At 57.8% G+C, this 16,200-nt stretch carries 24 protein-coding genes and 1 tRNA gene; 13 read left to right on the top strand and 12 right to left on the bottom strand.

Translation table 11 applies throughout. The features are described from left to right. Positions 1-61: 61 nt before the first annotated feature. The 5 genes from ACR0J8_RS16935 to nthA form a co-directional block, all read right to left on the bottom strand. Complete coding sequence (locus ACR0J8_RS16935) at positions 62-304, bottom strand: DUF2842 domain-containing protein (RefSeq protein ID WP_170806099.1); 243 nt, start codon at positions 302-304, stop codon at positions 62-64. Further along, positions 304-1,599 carry an adenylosuccinate synthase gene (locus tag ACR0J8_RS16930; protein WP_480891255.1) on the bottom strand — a complete coding sequence of 432 codons (1,296 nt, stop codon included), beginning with the start codon at positions 1,597-1,599 and terminating at the stop codon, positions 304-306. The genes ACR0J8_RS16935 and ACR0J8_RS16930 overlap by 1 nt, the downstream gene beginning before the upstream one ends. Before the next feature lie 218 nt (positions 1,600-1,817). Continuing rightward, positions 1,818-2,147 carry a nitrile hydratase accessory protein gene (locus ACR0J8_RS16925; RefSeq protein ID WP_170616543.1) on the bottom strand — a complete coding sequence of 110 codons (330 nt, stop codon included), beginning with the start codon at positions 2,145-2,147 and terminating at the stop codon, positions 1,818-1,820. Then, entirely contained in the window at positions 2,144-2,821 is a 678-nt protein-coding gene (nthB, locus tag ACR0J8_RS16920; RefSeq protein ID WP_480891252.1) for a nitrile hydratase subunit beta, read from the bottom strand. The genes ACR0J8_RS16925 and nthB overlap by 4 nt, the downstream gene beginning before the upstream one ends. Next, on the bottom strand, positions 2,818-3,432 hold the full coding sequence (gene nthA, locus ACR0J8_RS16915) for a nitrile hydratase subunit alpha (protein WP_480526373.1): 615 nt from the start codon (positions 3,430-3,432) through the stop codon (positions 2,818-2,820). Before nthA ends, nthB begins: the two co-directional genes overlap by 4 nt. A 150-nt stretch (positions 3,433-3,582) precedes the next feature. On the opposite strand from nthA, the gene secG reads away from it, so the two are divergent. Together secG and ACR0J8_RS16905 are read left to right on the top strand one after the other, a co-directional pair. Beyond that, complete coding sequence (secG, locus tag ACR0J8_RS16910; RefSeq protein WP_170616550.1) at positions 3,583-3,948, top strand: preprotein translocase subunit SecG; 366 nt, start codon at positions 3,583-3,585, stop codon at positions 3,946-3,948. 160 nt (positions 3,949-4,108) lie between these two features. Continuing rightward, on the top strand, positions 4,109-5,752 hold the full coding sequence (locus ACR0J8_RS16905) for a CTP synthase (protein WP_480526371.1): 1,644 nt from the start codon (positions 4,109-4,111) through the stop codon (positions 5,750-5,752). Positions 5,753-5,799: 47 nt separating this feature from the next. On the opposite strand, the gene ACR0J8_RS16900 is transcribed toward ACR0J8_RS16905, so the two are convergent. Then, positions 5,800-6,597: a peptidoglycan-binding protein gene (locus ACR0J8_RS16900; RefSeq protein WP_480526369.1), complete on the bottom strand. Its 798-nt coding sequence runs from the start codon at positions 6,595-6,597 to the stop codon at positions 5,800-5,802. Between the two features lie 262 nt (positions 6,598-6,859). Here ACR0J8_RS16900 and ACR0J8_RS16895 point away from each other — a divergent pair, with 262 nt between their 5' ends. The 8 genes from ACR0J8_RS16895 to ACR0J8_RS16860 all read left to right on the top strand — a co-directional run bounded on the left by ACR0J8_RS16895 (position 6,860) and on the right by ACR0J8_RS16860 (position 12,310). Continuing rightward, positions 6,860-7,153 carry a DUF1330 domain-containing protein gene (locus ACR0J8_RS16895; protein ID WP_170677578.1) on the top strand — a complete coding sequence of 98 codons (294 nt, stop codon included), beginning with the start codon at positions 6,860-6,862 and terminating at the stop codon, positions 7,151-7,153. A 42-nt stretch (positions 7,154-7,195) separates the two neighbouring features. Further along, positions 7,196-7,645 (top strand): tellurite resistance TerB family protein, encoded by a 450-nt coding sequence (locus ACR0J8_RS16890; protein WP_170616560.1) that lies wholly within the window; start codon positions 7,196-7,198, stop codon positions 7,643-7,645. A 20-nt stretch (positions 7,646-7,665) separates the two neighbouring features. Continuing rightward, the gene (locus ACR0J8_RS16885; RefSeq protein WP_170677580.1) at positions 7,666-8,103 is read left to right on the top strand and encodes a tellurite resistance TerB family protein; all 438 of its coding nucleotides are present in this window, start codon (positions 7,666-7,668) and stop codon (positions 8,101-8,103) included. Beyond that, the gene (locus ACR0J8_RS16880; RefSeq protein WP_480891247.1) at positions 8,100-8,852 is read left to right on the top strand and encodes a phosphate/phosphite/phosphonate ABC transporter substrate-binding protein; all 753 of its coding nucleotides are present in this window, start codon (positions 8,100-8,102) and stop codon (positions 8,850-8,852) included. Before ACR0J8_RS16885 ends, ACR0J8_RS16880 begins: the two co-directional genes overlap by 4 nt. 125 nt (positions 8,853-8,977) lie before the next feature. Next, entirely contained in the window at positions 8,978-9,754 is a 777-nt protein-coding gene (locus tag ACR0J8_RS16875; RefSeq protein ID WP_170677584.1) for an ABC transporter ATP-binding protein, read from the top strand. Positions 9,755-9,787: 33 nt separating this feature from the next. Then, positions 9,788-10,537: a transporter substrate-binding domain-containing protein gene (locus ACR0J8_RS16870; RefSeq protein ID WP_170616571.1), complete on the top strand. Its 750-nt coding sequence runs from the start codon at positions 9,788-9,790 to the stop codon at positions 10,535-10,537. A gap of 82 nt (positions 10,538-10,619) precedes the next feature. After that, the gene (locus ACR0J8_RS16865) at positions 10,620-11,507 is read left to right on the top strand and encodes an ABC transporter permease (RefSeq protein WP_480526364.1); all 888 of its coding nucleotides are present in this window, start codon (positions 10,620-10,622) and stop codon (positions 11,505-11,507) included. Next, positions 11,504-12,310: an ABC transporter permease gene (locus ACR0J8_RS16860; protein ID WP_170677588.1), complete on the top strand. Its 807-nt coding sequence runs from the start codon at positions 11,504-11,506 to the stop codon at positions 12,308-12,310. The genes ACR0J8_RS16865 and ACR0J8_RS16860 overlap by 4 nt, the downstream gene beginning before the upstream one ends. 113 nt (positions 12,311-12,423) lie before the next feature. Here the strand turns inward: ACR0J8_RS16860 and ACR0J8_RS16855 are convergent. Further along, a tRNA-His gene (locus ACR0J8_RS16855) sits at positions 12,424-12,500 on the bottom strand. A gap of 47 nt (positions 12,501-12,547) precedes the next feature. Beyond that, entirely contained in the window at positions 12,548-13,030 is a 483-nt protein-coding gene (locus ACR0J8_RS16850; RefSeq protein WP_480526361.1) for an N-acetyltransferase family protein, read from the bottom strand. 77 nt (positions 13,031-13,107) lie between these two features. On the opposite strand from ACR0J8_RS16850, the gene ACR0J8_RS16845 reads away from it, so the two are divergent. Next, the gene (locus tag ACR0J8_RS16845) at positions 13,108-13,296 is read left to right on the top strand and encodes a DUF6324 family protein (protein ID WP_170616580.1); all 189 of its coding nucleotides are present in this window, start codon (positions 13,108-13,110) and stop codon (positions 13,294-13,296) included. Positions 13,297-13,300: 4 nt separating this feature from the next. Here ACR0J8_RS16845 and ACR0J8_RS16840 read toward each other — a convergent pair whose 3' ends face one another. After that, a complete protein-coding gene (locus tag ACR0J8_RS16840; RefSeq protein ID WP_170619748.1) occupies positions 13,301-13,732 on the bottom strand; it encodes an MmcB family DNA repair protein in 432 nt (143 codons plus the stop codon). Positions 13,733-13,845: 113 nt separating this feature from the next. On the opposite strand from ACR0J8_RS16840, the gene ACR0J8_RS16835 reads away from it, so the two are divergent. Continuing rightward, positions 13,846-14,166 carry a metalloregulator ArsR/SmtB family transcription factor gene (locus tag ACR0J8_RS16835; RefSeq protein WP_170616585.1) on the top strand — a complete coding sequence of 107 codons (321 nt, stop codon included), beginning with the start codon at positions 13,846-13,848 and terminating at the stop codon, positions 14,164-14,166. Continuing rightward, the gene (locus ACR0J8_RS16830) at positions 14,163-14,588 is read left to right on the top strand and encodes an SRPBCC family protein (RefSeq protein WP_480526359.1); all 426 of its coding nucleotides are present in this window, start codon (positions 14,163-14,165) and stop codon (positions 14,586-14,588) included. The genes ACR0J8_RS16835 and ACR0J8_RS16830 overlap by 4 nt, the downstream gene beginning before the upstream one ends. 215 nt (positions 14,589-14,803) lie before the next feature. On the opposite strand, the gene ACR0J8_RS16825 is transcribed toward ACR0J8_RS16830, so the two are convergent. Genes ACR0J8_RS16825 through ACR0J8_RS16815 form a run of 3 tightly spaced genes read right to left on the bottom strand, consistent with a single transcriptional unit; the run spans position 14,804 to position 16,199 of the window. Beyond that, positions 14,804-15,109, bottom strand: coding sequence for a hypothetical protein (locus tag ACR0J8_RS16825; RefSeq protein WP_480526357.1), 306 nt, complete (start codon positions 15,107-15,109; stop codon positions 14,804-14,806). A gap of 59 nt (positions 15,110-15,168) precedes the next feature. Beyond that, positions 15,169-15,651, bottom strand: coding sequence for a transcription antitermination factor NusB (gene nusB, locus ACR0J8_RS16820; RefSeq protein ID WP_170677597.1), 483 nt, complete (start codon positions 15,649-15,651; stop codon positions 15,169-15,171). Continuing rightward, positions 15,648-16,199, bottom strand: coding sequence for a 6,7-dimethyl-8-ribityllumazine synthase (locus ACR0J8_RS16815; RefSeq protein WP_170616594.1), 552 nt, complete (start codon positions 16,197-16,199; stop codon positions 15,648-15,650). The genes nusB and ACR0J8_RS16815 overlap by 4 nt, the downstream gene beginning before the upstream one ends. Position 16,200 lies beyond the last annotated feature (1 nt).

Here is a 16,200-nt window from a genome sequence, read left to right as displayed (position 1 = left end):
GAACGAACCGGAAGACGCGTACGTTTCCGTCGTTCCAACACACTCGCTTTCGCCGGCGTGGCTAACGTGATCCCTGGTCAGGGTCTTCTTTGCCAACACCACGGAAAACGAACTTGAACGGCAATGCCCACAAGATGCCAAGCACGATGTAGACCAGCAGTTCCAGCCAGATTGGCGGGCGATCCAGCCAGTTCACAACCGTCACCACGGCAACGACGTAAACGGGCAAGCCAACCAGCAGAATAATCAGCGACCAGCGGCGGCGCGCTTTGTAGCTCAGGCCGGTTTTTTGTTCGTCGCTCATCAGTCGGCAAACGGGTCTGTCACCAGAATGGTGTCTTCCCGCTCCGGGCTGGTGGACAACAGGGCGACAGGGCATTCGATCAGTTCTTCGACACGGCGAACGTATTTGATCGCATTGGCTGGCAAGTCCGCCCAACTGCGCGCGCCTTCGGTCGATTCACTCCACCCCTGCATTTCCTCATAAATCGGCTTGCAACGCGCCTGTTGATCTGCCGCCGTGGGCAGATAATCCAGGCGCTCGCCATCCAGTTCGTAACCCACGCAAATCTTGAGCGTCTCGAAACCATCCAGAACATCCAGCTTGGTCAGCGAAATACCGTTCACACCGCTGGTCGCGCAGGTCTGGCGCACCAGGCAGGCGTCAAACCAACCGCACCGGCGCTTACGACCAGTGGTCGTGCCGAATTCGTGACCACGCTCACCAAGGCGCTGACCGTCATCATCCTCCAGTTCCGTGGGGAACGGCCCCTCGCCCACGCGCGTCGTATAGGCTTTGACGATACCCAGCACAAAATCGATGGACCCCGGGCCGATGCCGACCCCGGTTGCAGCCTGCCCTGCGATCACGTTGGACGAGGTCACAAAGGGATAGGTTCCGAAATCAATGTCCAGCAAGGCGCCCTGCGCCCCTTCGAACAGAATACGTTTGCCCGCTTTGCGCTTTTCATTCAGCACCTTCCAGACCGGGGCGGCAAACGGCAGAATCTGCGACGCAATCTCCTTGAGCTGCGCGATCAGACCGTCGCGGTCAACCGGCTCGATCCCTAAGCCTTTGCGCAGCGGGTCGTGATGCTGCAACGCCCGGTCAACCCGAGCTTCAAGAGTTGCCCCGTCCGCCAGGTCCGCAACACGGACCGAACGGCGACCGACCTTGTCTTCATATGCCGGCCCGATGCCGCGCCCGGTTGTGCCGATCTTGGTACCCTTGCTTGCAGCCTCTTCGCGCGCGCGGTCCAGTTCGCCGTGAATCGGCAGGATCAGCGGTGTGTTTTCTGCGATCATCAGTGTATCGGGCGTGATATCGACACCCTGTGCCCGGACCGTTTCGATCTCTTTGACCAGATGCCACGGATCCAGAACCACGCCATTGCCGATGACACTCAGCTTGCCGCCGCGCACAACACCGGATGGCAGCGCATGAAGCTTGTAGACTTCGCCATCGATAACCAAAGTATGACCGGCGTTATGCCCGCCCTGAAAACGCGCGATCACGTCCGCCCGTTCGCTGAGCCAGTCGACGATCTTGCCTTTTCCCTCGTCGCCCCACTGGGCTCCGACAACAACCACATTGGCCATACCAGGTCCTTTTGTGCTGATTTACCAAACCCGGCTCGTATAGCGAGGTGACAGCAGCAGGGAAACAGGTAATTCGACGCATCCGCAAATCGCGCTGCGCGCGATGCCTCCGGCGGGGATATTTTTGGGCCAGATGAAGTCCGGATCCCTTGTTCATCTGGCCCGAAATATCCCGGGGGAGTCGCCCGGTGGGCGGCGGGGGCAGCGCCCCCTCACCCTTACCTGAGGCAAACGGGCTCACCATGAGGCGTCGTCAGATAGGCGTCTTCCCAAGCGTGCCGCAGCAACAGGAGTTCATCCGGGGCAGCATCACCATGCTCTGCCAACAGCGCCTCCAGCGTTTCGAGCCAGGCGTGAAAATAATCATCTCCGCCATCCAACTCTTTGCTCAGCCCATGTTTTCTTAAGGTCGCCGAAAACCTGGCGACCCAATCTGACCAACCGAACCGACCGGTTTCGTTCAGGGCCATGGTTATCGCAAAGACCTGTGCGTGCCATGGCTGGTCAAAAACGGGCTGAGGTGCCGAATGTGTCAGACAGGTGCTCATGCGGGTTCCAGATGGCTCTGCCAGACGTCCAAAACCACCTCATCCCTCGGGTGTTCCGGGTTGGCCCAGAGTTCAGATGCGGGGAAGACCACTGCGTAAAGCGGTTCAGGGGCTTCTCCCAGACCGTGTGCGTTTGAATCGGGAAAAACATGCGTTCCGTGCAGTCTCAGAATGCGCCCCTTTGCACCGGCGGCATAGATGGGCAGACGCGTGTGACCGCCGTCCACAAGACGATTGGCCGCCAGATGCGAGGTAACGACGTCCTGGCCTGCCACGAACCTGGCCGGAATATCCGACGGACGATCGGCGGGACCACCACTGGATAGTACACGGGCCACTGCTTCGGCCTTCATGGCCTTGCCTGCCAACGGATGTGGGCCTTTGGACAGGTTCCCCTCCAGGTCATCGGGCGTCAGGACGCCGCGTTCCACCAACAAATCGGCAAGGGCGGAGATCCACTTTTCATAGTACGAGAACCGGGTGTAATCCTTGGGCGACAGGCGTTCCCGTGCGTGGCGGGAAATGTCGATGTTCCACTGTCCCAGTGGTCCGGCTGCCAGGGTCAGCGCCAGCGCCCGGGCGTGCCAGCCTTCGGGAAATACAGGGCCGTCCTCGGGCTCGGGGCGAACCGGTCCGTCGCCGAAACGTCCACCCATGTCGTGCACGCGAGTCATGCCGGCACCTTCGGCAATCCGGTCCCGATCATACTGTCCCGCGTGACAAGCGTGGCGAGTTCGTCTTCGCCTAACCCCTCCGTTCCATGCGGACGCATCGGCAGTACAAGGTATCGAACCTCGGCCGTGGAATCCCAAACCCGGACCGACGTGTTATCGGGCAGCGTCACGCCAAAATCCGCCAGTACCTTGCGAGGTTCTCGCACTGCACGCGCCCGGTAGGCATCCGACTTGTACCAGCCCGGCGGTATTCCAAGCAGCGGCCAAGGGTAACAGCTGCACAATGTACAGACGACCATATTGTGCTGATCGGGCGTGTTTTCCACCACCACCATATGTTCACCCTGCCGTCCGTAGTATCCCAGTTCGGCCACAACCGGCGTGGCATCTTCCAGCAACGCGGCCTTGAAGGCCGGATCGCTCCAGGCCTTGGCGACAACGCGGGCACCATTCTGAGGGCCGATCCTGTTCTGATACGTATCTATGATCTCATCCAGCGCTGCTGGATCAATCAAACCCTTGCGTGTCAGAATCGTCTCAAGTGCCTTAACGCGAAGCGCGGGTTCAGGCGGCAAAAGGGCGTGCGGGTGATCGTGATCATCATGTGGCATGGCCGCAGCCTGCGCGAGGAAAAGCCCTGCTGTCCAGTCCCTTTGACGTGATCTGAGGCATCAGGGTTCTTGATGCCAACTCCTCCCTTGCCCCCAGCATCAAACTTGCATAGATACCACGCGATACACGCCACGCTGTACAGGACCACCATGGAAAACGTCGTTCTCATCATCCATCTTCTTTTGGCTCTGGGCCTGATCGCCGTCGTCCTGATGCAGCGGTCCGAAGGCGGCGGCCTTGGCATGGGCGGGGGTGGTGGTGGCGCCATGACCGGTCGTGCGGCTGCAACCGCGCTGGGCAAGCTGACATGGATCCTGGCGGCATGCTTTATCGTAACCTCGATCACGCTGACCATTCTGGCGGCTCAGAAATCCTCGGGCAGTTCGGTGATCGATCGTCTGGGCGTTCCGGCACCGGCCGCAACAGAAGACAGCACACCAGCGGTTCCGTCGGCGGATGATCTTCTGCCACCGGCGCAGGGCGACAACGCGCCGCTGATTCCGCAAGCCGACTGATTCACTAGACCTAGAAACCTGAAAGAGAACTGCAACAGCATCTTGCGGTTCTCTTGCGCTATTGGCGCGAATCCTTTATACGTGAAGTCCCGTGATGCAGCGGTTTTTCGGAACCGCCGGGCAGCTGATTTTGACGTCTCACGGGAGCAGCCGAAAAAACATGGCGCGATTTATTTTCATCACTGGTGGTGTGGTTTCGTCCTTGGGCAAAGGACTGGCGTCGGCGGCCTTGGGCGCGCTGTTGCAGGCCCGGGGATATTCGGTGCGTCTGCGCAAGCTGGATCCCTATCTGAACGTCGATCCCGGCACGATGTCACCATTTGAACATGGCGAAGTTTTCGTCACCGATGACGGGGCCGAAACGGATCTGGACCTTGGCCACTATGAGCGTTTCACCGGTGTTGCCGCCCGAAAAACCGACTCGGTCAGTTCGGGGCGAATTTATTCCAATGTGCTCGAGAGAGAGCGCCGTGGCGACTACCTTGGCAAGACCATTCAGGTCATTCCGCACGTTACCAACGAGATCAAGGATTTCATCTCCATCGGCGAGGATGAGGTCGATTTCATGCTGTGTGAGATCGGCGGCACCGTCGGCGATATCGAGGGCCTGCCCTTTTTTGAAGCCATCCGCCAGTTCAGCCAGGACAAACCACGCGGCCAGTGCATTTTTATGCACCTGACGCTGCTGCCCTATATTAAGGCCTCGGGTGAGCTGAAAACAAAGCCAACCCAGCACTCGGTGAAGGAACTTCGTTCCATCGGGCTGGCCCCTGACATCCTGGTCTGCCGCTCCGAAGGTCCGATCCCCCAAAAAGAGCGCGAGAAGCTGGCCCTGTTCTGCAACGTGCGCCCGGACAGCGTGATCGCGGCGCAAGACCTGTCCACGATCTACGACGCGCCATTGGCCTATCACCATGAAGGGCTGGATCAGGCCGTTCTGGATGCGTTCCAGATCAGCCCGGCCCCCAAACCGGATCTCGCGAAATGGGAAGATGTCAGCGATCGCATCCACAACGCCGAAGGTGAAGTGAAGGTCGCCATCGTCGGCAAGTACACTCAGTTGGAAGATGCCTATAAGTCCATCGCCGAAGCACTGACCCATGGCGGAATGGCGAACCGGGTGAAGGTGAAGATTGAATGGGTTGATGCGGAAATCTTCGACACCGAGGATGCCGCGCCCTATCTGGAAGGCTACCATGCCATCCTTGTCCCCGGCGGATTTGGAGAGCGCGGGACAGAAGGCAAGATCAAGGCCGCGCAATATGCCCGCGAGCACAAGGTGCCCTATCTGGGTATTTGTCTGGGCATGCAGATGGCCGTCATCGAAGCAGCGCGGAACGCCGCCGGCATCACCGAGGCGGGCTCTGAGGAGTTCGACCACGAGGCCGGGAAAAAACGTTTTGAACCCGTGGTTTACCACCTGAAAGAGTGGGTGCAGGGCAACCACAAGATCGAACGCAAAGTCGGTGACGACAAAGGCGGTACCATGCGTCTGGGCGCATACAACGCAGTGCTGGCCGAAGGATCGAAAGTGGCCGAGGTCTACGGCAACACCAATATCGAAGAACGCCACCGTCACCGCTATGAAGTGGACATCAAGTACCGGGACAAGCTTGAAAAGGCGGGCCTGAACTTCTCGGGCATGTCACCTGACGGCCGCCTTCCGGAAATTGTCGAATGGTCGGATCACCCGTGGTTCATCGGGGTGCAATACCACCCGGAACTCAAATCCAAGCCGTTTGACCCGCATCCGCTGTTCCGCGATTTCGTGCGCGCGGCCAAAGATACGTCGCGCCTGGTCTGACCCAACAGACTGACCGGGCGCTGAACAGCGCCCGGCTACTGCACCAGTCAGAGCTTCAGTGCTTTGCGGGTCTTGGGCCCGACGATACCGTCCGGTTCCAGACCGTTTTCCGCCTGGAAATCAATCACAATTGCATGCGTGATCTGGCCGAATTCACCATCCGCGATAATGTCGTAGCCCAATTCCGCCAGCCGCTTTTGCAGTTCCTGAACTTCGGCCCCGATATCGCCAATGGAAAGGTTTGCGTTGGGGACGGTCCGGTTTGAAATCGCCTCTCCCAAAACACCGTCCTTGTGCCACTTGCGTATGGTCTCGTCAGCAATCTCGAAGTGCATTCCATCTTCAAAACTGCTGAAACCCACGCCCCAGAACCAGCCAGCCGCGTTGAAAAACGGTGCCATCGCGGCAAGGCCCGCCAGTGTCTTGCCGTCCTTACCATCGGTTCCCCCTTTGACACCGATACCATCCAATGCACCTTCGATATTGATGTCGATTGCGCAACCCCATGAATGATTGGACGGATTGTTGCTGTTTTTGATTTTTCGGACACACAGCATCCCCGAACTCCCAAGGGTTTTGAACACTTCTGGATGAGCATCTTTCACATCCGCCATAACGCCGCGCAGCGAAGCAATAGCGGGTTTCAGGCCGGTCGCTTTGAACGGCCCCACGTCGTCTGTGACCATCAGCGATTTGAGCTTGTCGTTTCCTGCAATTCCTCGGCACTTGTTGTCCAACACAGGCCGCGGCATGCCAAGGATAGCCAACATTGTGGACCGCTTGGCAGAGCTTAACCCTTTGTTGATCTTTTTCGGTATGTCGACAACTTTCTTGGGCTTAACCATTTTGACCTCCGAAAATACCGCATCTCACAACATCAAAGCGCGTTTAGGGTGCGTCCACGTCCTGGACAAAAATCAATCGCACCAAGGCACCGCTGAATACGTGAGGCGAAAATTGCTTTGTCTAATTAATCATTATGCATACACGATTTCCGCAAATCGGGCAAATCCGGCGAATAAACTCCGAAGGGCGGTTTTCGTCATTTGCGGGATTGCCATGTGCCACACAATCAGGCCACGTATAGCGTGAATCAGAGGGCAAGTTATGACCAAAGGATACTGGATCGCTCACGTCGATGTGGACGACATTGAAACCTACAAAAACTATATTGCGGCAAACGCCGAACCTTTTCACGCCTATGGGGCAAAGTTCATGGTCCGCGGTGGTGAATACGAAATCAAGGAAGGCACCTCGCGGTCGCGTACGGTCGTGATTGAATTTCCAAGCTATGAGGATGCGCTGGCCTGTTATGATAGCGACGCCTATCAACGTGCCAAGGCTTTGCGTGACCCGGTCGCGACTAGCGATCTGGTGATTGTTCAGGGCTATGACGGGTAGTCCACGCTTGGCGACCTACAAAATATGGGATAAGCTGCGCTCATGCTAAAAAAGCTTTTTCAGGCCTTTCGCCCACCCCAGCAGACGACACTGCCCGACCCGGATGCCGAACTGGCTCTTGGGGCCCTGATGGTGCGGGTGGCACAGGCGGATCGGGATTATAAGCTTGAAGAAATCAGCCTGATCGACAGGATTTTGGCCCGCCTCTACCAGCACAACGCGATCGAGGCTGCAAAAGTGCGGGCAACTTGCGAAAAGCTGCACGCGGCGGCCCCCGACACCGACACATTCGGCAAGCTGATCCGCGAAACAACAGACCTGAAAGAACGGTTGGCGGCTTTGGATGCCTTGTGGGAGATCGTGCTGGCCGATGGCAACTCTGACGAAGGTGAAATGAAAATCGTGGAAGAGGCCCGGATTGCCATGGGCCTTAGCTTCAAGGACAGCCAGATTGCCCGCGAACGGGTGCTGTCACGCTTGGAAGCTGAATAAACCGGATCTATATCTCTCTCATGTTCAAGGATTTTCTGTCACGGCTTTCCCAGCCTCAGCCCGACCCGCTTGCCGAAGACGATGCCCGATTGGCGCTGACCGCCTTGATGGTTCGTATCGCGCGGTCCGACAACGACTATGCAGACTCTGAAATGGCGCGGATCGACCGGATTTCGGCAGAACGCTACGGTCTGTCCCCTTTCGAGGCCGCCGGTCTTCGTGCCCGCGCGGAAGACCTTGAAAGCGAGGCACCGGACACCGTGCGCTTTACCCGCGCCATCAAGGAAGCCGTCGCCTATGACGACCGACTGGCCGTCGTTCAGGCAATGTGGTCTGTGGCTCTTGCCGATGGGCAGCGCTCGGGAGAAGAGGATTCGCTTCTGCGATTAGTGGTCAGTCTTCTGGGTGTCAGCGACGTGGACTCCGCGCTAGCCAGACAAAAGGCTGCCAAATCGTGACGGCGATGCTGGGCATGTACGACATGCCCGCGCTTCACGCGGCCAATGACCGGTTCTGGAGCTTGATTCGTGCGGAACTTGGGTTCGGCCCGACGCACCTGACCCGAGACCAGGATTTCTGGGAGGTCTGGCAAGACCCCGATCTGGTTTTGTCGCAAACCTGCGGAATGCCCTACCGCACAAGCCTGCACGGAAAAGTGCAACTGGTCGGCACGCCCGATTATGGCCTGCCCGACTGCCCAACCGGCTATTACTGCTCTGTGTTTGTGGCCCGCACCGATGACACACGCCCCTTGTCCGAATTGGCGACCGGCATCTTCGCTTATAACGAGGCGTTGTCCCAATCTGGGTGGTCCGCACCTGTTACTCATCTGTCCGCTTTGGGCCTGCGCCCGGGTAAGTTGCTTGAAACCGGCGGCCACGCGCGCTCCGCAAACGCGGTCGCGGACGGACGGGCCGACTATGCCTCGCTCGACCTGCTGACCTGGACGCTGCTCAGGGAACACACAGAACTGGGATCGCAACTGCGCGAAGTCGCAAGAACGGAACCGACACCGACGCTGCCCTACATAACTGCCCTTGGGCAAGACGCCGGCCGCATCGCCGGGGCCGTCAGAAGGGCCATTACCCGTTTGTCGGATGCCGACTGCCAGGCACTGCACATCAACGGTTTGGTCAACATCCCGGCCGAGCGCTACCTGGCGGTTTCCACGCCCCCGGCCCCGCAAGCGTTCGGGTCGCACGACTGAACAAATTGAACAGCTGAATTGTTCAATTTGGTCGTTTCCCGATGGGAACATGTTATTTGCGCATTGCATTGCTCAACATTTTGCGCCCTATTACCGCACTAACAATCACAACAACTGGACGACCCGTGACAGATTCCACTCCCGTTATCGAGATCAAGAACCTTCACAAAAGCTTCGGGCATCTGGAGGTGCTGAAGGGGGTGGATATTACAGCCAGGCGAGGGGATGTTGTATCGCTCATCGGATCCTCCGGCTCCGGAAAGTCGACCCTGCTGCGGTGCTGCAACCTTCTGGAAGACAGTCAGGAGGGCGAAATCCTGTTCAAGGGTGAGCCGGTTCGCTGGAGTGGTGACAGTCATCATCGCCGGCCCGCAGACCCCAAACAGGTCCTGCGCATCCGGACCAACCTGTCGATGGTATTCCAGCAGTTCAACCTTTGGTCCCACATGACCATTCTGCAAAACGTGATGGAAGCACCCGTAACCGTTCTGGGCCGCGACAAGGCCGAGGTTGAAGACAGCGCGCGCAAATACCTGGAAAAAGTGGGTATCGGCGACAAATGTGACGTCTATCCGGCACAACTGTCGGGCGGTCAGCAACAGCGCGCAGCTATCGCGCGCGGGCTGTGCATGGAACCCGAGGCGCTGCTGTTTGACGAACCCACTTCGGCACTGGACCCCGAGTTGGAGCAGGAAGTCATCAAGGTGATCAAGGATCTGGCCGCCGAGGGCCGCACCATGATCATCGTAACCCACGACATGAAGATGGCTGCTGACATCTCCAGCCACGTTGTCTTTCTTCATCAGGGCCTTATCGAAGAAGAAGGCCTGCCCGAAGATATCTTTACCACCCCGGAATCCGAACGGCTTCGGGGCTTTCTCTCCGCCACCAAGGCGGCTTAACTGATCCACAGAATCACTAATGGGGAGTAACCAATGAAAAACCTGATTCTGACCACTGCAGCACTGGCGTTGACCGCTGGCATGGCAATGGCCGATACCGTCCGCATGGGGACCGAGGGCGCCTACCCTCCGTATAACTTCATCAATGACTCAGGCGAAATCGACGGGTTCGAGCGCGAAGTCGGCGACGAGCTGTGCAAGCGCGCCGGTCTGGAATGCGAATGGGTCAAGAACGACTGGGATTCGATCATTCCGAACCTGGTTTCGGGCAACTACGACACCATCATCGCGGGCATGTCGATCACCGATGAGCGTGATGAGGTTATCGACTTCACCCAGAACTACTTCCCTCCGGCGGCATCGGCTTATGTCGGGGCATCCGAAGGTGTTGACGTAAGCAGCGGCATCGTCGCGGCGCAAACCGCAACGATCCAGGCCGGCCACGTGGCCGAATCCGGCGCGACCCTCGTCGAGTTTGCAACCCCTGAAGAAACCATCGCTGCGGTTCGCAACGGCGAGGCTGACGCTGTATTTGCAGACAAGGACTTCCTGGTGCCGATCGTCGAAGAATCCAGCGGTGAACTGGTATTTGTCGGCGACGATGTTCCGCTTGGCGGCGGCATCGGTCTCGGTATCCGTGAATCCGACGGCGAGCTGCGCGGCAAGTTCGACGAAGCCATTACTTCGATGAAGGCGGATGGCAGCCTGAACGAGCTGATCATCAAGTGGTTCGGCGAAGGCGTTCCGACATACAACGCTGACGGCTCAGTCGTTACCAACTAAAAACTCTGTCTGATGGTTCGGCGCCTCTTGGCGCCGAACCTGTCTTGGCCCCGCGCCGGATCCGACGTTCGAAAGACGCCTTATGTTCTCCTACTGTACCGATCCCGACACGCTCGGCACTTTCCGCTGGTTTTCCTGCTATCTGACCAATGGCGTGCATTGGTCGTTTTATCTTTCGTTCGTCAAGGTACTGGCCCTTCTGGCTGTCACCGCCCCTGTCGCGCTGAGCTTTGGTTTCGCAGGAGCCATGGCCGCCCGGTCACATTTCCCACCGCTCAGCTGGCTGGGCAAGGGGTATATCGCCATCGTTCGAGGCGTACCCGACATCGCGTTTTTCCTGTTCTTCGTGATTGCACTGGATCAGGCGTTCGAATGGACCCGCCACAAAGTCCTCTGCCCCGACTGGACCGATCCGATTCGACAGGGCAATGATTTCATCGTCTGTCAGGCCGCCAAGCTGCCGTTGGGCACTTCGCCGGAATGGGTGCACGAAACCTATGGGTTCTTTCTGGCCATCATCACATTCTCGATCGTATTCGGTGCATTCGCCGCCAACGTTCTGTTTGGGGGGATGCGCGCCGTGCCGCACGCCCAGCTTGAGACCGCCGAGGCCTATGGCATGACCCGCCGTCAGACCTTCTGGCGCGTGCTTGTTCCGCAAATGTGGGTCTATGCCGTGCCCGGATTGTCGAACCTGTGGATGGTGCTGATCAAAGCCACGCCCCTGCTGTTCCTGCTGGGGATTGAGGATATCGTCTACTGGGCGCGTGAGCTGGGTGGCACCAAGACGTCGAAATTCACGCAATACCCGCATGGTGACTGGCGCATGTGGTATTTCCTGTTCCTCCTGCTTTTCTATCTGGGCATGACCCGAGTATCCGAAATCGGGCTTGAACGACTGATGCGGCGACTGTCGCACGGTCAGGCAACATCCGGCGGAGAATTGCTGCGCAAGGAGACCACCGCATGAGCTGCCTGCAAACCATCCAGGACTATGCCCTGCGTTCCATCGGCCTCGGCGAGCGCCTGCTGCCGCGCAACGATTTTACCTTGTGCGAACAGTTCACCCTGATCGGATCGGGGATGATCTGGAACGTCTATTTCGGCCTGATGGCGCTGGCGACCGGGTTCTTTCTGGCCACCGCGCTGGCCGTCGGCAAGTCGTCCGCCAACAAATGGCTGCGCAAACCGTCTGAATGGTTCATCTTCATCTTCCGGGGATCGCCGCTGTTCATCCAGTTCTTCTTTGCCTATTTCTTCTTCCTGTCGCTGAAGAAATCCTACCCCATGTTCGACGCCTTGACCTCGGCATGGCTTGGGGCGCTGATCGTTCTGTTCCTGAACACGGCCGCCTACACGGGCGAAATCTTCTATGGCGCCCTGCGCTCGATCCCAAAGGGCGATATCGAGGCGGCCGACGCCTACGGTCTGACCGGGTGGTCCCGTTTCCGCCGCGTTGTCTGGCCTACGATGCTGCGCCTAGCATGGCCTGCCTACACAAACGAGGCGATCTTTTTGTTCCACGCAACCACGCTGGTGTTTTTCTCGGCCTTTCCGGCCTGGCAACAACGCGGAGACGCGTTGTACTACGCCAGCTATTTTGCGGACAAAACATTCAACCCGTTTGTCCCCTATCCGATTCTGGCCTTTTATTTCATCCTGCTGACACTGGTGATCGTCTGGGGGTTCGGCAGGGTGAACAAGCACCTGAACCGGCACCTGCCGCAGGCCAAACGGTCCAAAATGCGGCTTCGCCTGAATCTGGCGCGTTAACAAACGCTTTTGAATCAATGACCGGGTCTGGACAACCAGGCCCGAACGTCTTTTTGCCCTAGCCCAATGCGGGTTAGGTTGCGAAAATCCGTACCTGAGATAATAGGGAGAAGTGGTACCGCCTCCCTGGCTTGAACAGGGGACCTCTGGATCCACAATCCAGCGCTCTAACCAACTGAGCTAAGGCGGCACTCGTGAGGGGCGATGTACCGAACGCGCAGCGGGATTGCAAGAGGATTAAAGCTGAATTCTCCAGCTTTGTTCAACCAGATCGACGCCGAATGAGTGTACCGGTTTGCTGCCCGTCAGCTGCCAACCGTTCGCCTTGTAAAGCGCGCACGCGGCCTTGTGGCTTTCATGCGTCCACAAGACCATTTCCTTGTAACCGGCAGTGCGCGCAAAGCTCATGCAGGTGTCCAGTAGCCGTTTGCCCAGCCCCTGCCCTCTTGCTTGCGGCACAAGCAGAAACAGCCGCAGCTTTGCCGTGTCACGGTCCAGCGACACGCAAAAAATACTTCCCAGCCTTTCGCCCGCCTGTTCAACAATCCAGCCGCGTTCCCTGGCCGGATCATGCGATGCAGTAAATGCGTCCAGAATACTGGCAACAAGCGGCGCAAATGTGTGGTCAAAGCCTTCGTCGCGCGTGTAGTGACGGTCGTGTTGGTCAACCAGCCACGATGCATCGTCGGAACGAAACGGTCTGATAAGCGCATCTTCCATAAGCCATCTGACCGCAAAGGCGACTTGATTCTCAACCCTTTGCGCGCTAGCACGAATGCTCAGTCCCGGAGGCACTTATGGGCATCAATACCGAACGCGACATTCAGGCTAACCTGCAGATCGGTCCGACCGATCACGGCATGGTCCGCCTGTTCATCGAAGCCGATGGCGTCGAGATTCCGATGGATTTTGACCCGGAAGAAGCTGAAGAAATCGCGGAAGAAATTCTCGCCGCAGCACAGGCTGCCCGCGCGGTTCAGGGCTGAGCGTTTACAGCCTGGGGTCGCGAAAAGCGTGCAGCCTGCGGGCGCTGTCCATGGCAAATTTCTGGATCATCTTTTTTCTCCGCGCCGGGGCAACCTTGTCCTCTGGCGCCATTCGGACGATTTCTGCATCATAGGCATCGGCAATGATCAGGCCGGTTTCCGGCGGCAGCATCTCGGTCGGAAATTCGGTATCGACGGCCCAAAAGAACCGGTCGCACCACTCCAGGTAGCCGTGCCACTTGGAATCTGATTGATAGTCCACCCAACTGGATTTGCATTCCACAACCCAAAGCTCGCCCTTGGGGCCAAGCCCCATCACGTCCACCCGCAATCCACGCGCGGGAACAAATTCTTCAATTGAAACATACCCGTGGGTCAGAAGGTGGCGTGAAACCCCGCGGGCCAGTTTCTGGCCGGGCTGCATTTCCAGTGTCATTCAAAATATGTGAACAATTCATGAACAAATATCAAGCCCCTCAAACATGTTGACATGATACCATTCAGTATCATAATAACGTGATACCAATCGGTATCTCTTTGAGGTGACCAATGAACACACAAACACAATTTGCATTCCGGGCGCTGGCCGACCCTACCCGCAGAGACATTGTAAGAATGCTGGCATCGGAGGATCTGACGATAGGCCAGTTGACGGACCGTTTCGACATGACCCGAGCTGCCGTCAAGAAACACCTGACCGTTCTGTCCGATGGCGGTCTGATTACGGTCGAGGCTCGCGGGCGAGAGCGCATCAACCGCCTGGAACCCCAAGGCATGGCACCCGTTCTGGACTGGTTCAGCTATTTTGATCAGTTCTGGGATGACCGTCTGAACAATCTGAAGGAAGCTATTGAAGGGAAAAAGAAATGACCAACGCTGTTTTGCAGAAAACAATCTTCCTGCGTGCCGAACCTGAAACGGTTTGGGCTTATCTGACCGACCCTGACCGCTTGGCAGAGTGGTTTCACAAACCCAAACACCCCCTGACCGAGGGCGGCAAGCTGGCGATGTTTGGAACCACCAGCGGCGATCTGCTGATCTGGGGTGAAGTCAAAAAGGCACACCCTTTCGAATACCTTGAATACACGTTCACCGTGAAGCCGATGGGAGAAGCCGTCAGTATAGTAAAATGGACCCTGGAACCCGTTGCCGGGGGCACGAAGCTTGGCCTGCTGCACGAAGGCCTGCCACAGGGCGCCGAGGCCTTTGGCCTGATCCTGGCGCTGGATAACGGTTGGGATGAGCATTTCGGCAAGATGCGCACCGCATTGCACGAAACTGTTGATGCCTGACCCCTTGTGCAAACCCGCTGCAACCCCTACTTAGGCGCGTGGCGGGTTCTGCCCTTCTTGTGACTGGTAGCATTCTGGTGGCCTTAAGCAATTCCGAGGGGGCTGGCTCTGTTCAGGTCCTGGCCTGATTACCTGGCGCCCACCTGTACATACAGGTCCTCGGGAATCACACCGCACGGTTGACTGGTGGTCCCGCCACATTTTCCGCTAAAAAATCAGCGCTCTGCGCCAGTTTCCTGCTTCACCAAGGCGGGTTCAAATTTGTGGATAACCGGGGTTCCCCGGCGTGGCCCCTGCGGCTTTTCCGCCATGCTCATGACGGCATAGGCAAATTGCACCCCGGCAAAAACGATTCCATTCATGAACCAGATCATCAGCAATGCAATCAGGCCAAGTTCCGACCCGGTGATCAGATTGCGCAGATTGGCGACGTTGAAAACCAAAAGCACCGCAACGAAAGCCGCCGAGATGACAAATCCCCAGGCAACCTGAGTGATGTATAACCGTATCAGTTTGGGCATGGCGGGCCTCCTTGCGCTCTGACATTCAGTCTAGCGCTTGTCGGTCGCCGGTAAAGGCGTCAGAACGCCTCGGGCCTGGCCTCACGCGCCATGTGATCTAGAACGGCGTTCACGAATTTCGGCTCCTTGCCTTCCGGGAAAAAGGCCCGTGCGACATCGACGAATTCGGTGATGACCACTTTGGGCGGCGTGTCGCTTTGGGTCAGTTCGGCACCTGCAGCACGGAAGGTTGCACGCAAAGTTGGGTCGATGCGCGCGATGGGCCATTTTGCGACCAATGCGCGATCGGTCATCTGGTCGATCGGCGCCTGATAGTTCACGGCATCATCCACGAGCTTGCGAAAAACGCTGATGTCGCCATCCAGCATTTCTTCGCCCTCGTAAACTGCGCCAAACCGGTGATCCAGAAACTCATTAACAACCTGTTCGGTCGTTTGTCCCGACTGCTCCATCTGGAACAACGCCTGCACGGCGTAAAGCCGGGCTGCGGATTTCATCAAGCGTTTCTGATTGGCCGGTTTCGGCGCGTCTGTCTGGGTCATGCTGTCGTGGGTCCGTTGCTGTCGCCCGCCACAAGGATGGACTCGGACGGAGGCTTGAAGCCGACGCCCTTTTTGGAAGAGCCCCACTTACGGCTGAGCGCGATCAGATGCAAGGCCGCAGCGGCCGCTCCGCCACCTTTATTCATCTTTTCAGGGTTTGCGCGGACTTCTGCCTGATCGTCATTCTCGACAGTCAGGATACCGTTACCGATGCACAAGCCCTGCAAGCCCATGAGCTGAATGGCCCGGCTGGAATCGTTGCATACCGTTTCGTAATGCGTGGTCTCACCGCGGATAACGCAGCCCAGCGCGACATAGCCATCAAAGTTGCACTGACGATCGGCCATGGCGATGGCGGTTGGGATTTCCAGCGCACCGGGCACCTCGACAACCTCGCAAGTGCCACCTGCCGCTTTGATCTCGGCCTTGGCTCCGGCGATCAGGTTGTCGGCAATCGCGCGATAGAAAGGCGCGGCCACGATCAGCAGTTTCACCGGTTCATCGAATGTCGGCGTCGGCAGAACGCCATGTTTGTCTTGTTCAGCCACG

It is taken from the genome of Ruegeria sp. N11, assembly GCF_056531525.1.
The sequence above is the reverse complement of the archived record's forward strand: the minus strand, read 5'-3'. Positions and strand labels throughout refer to the sequence as shown.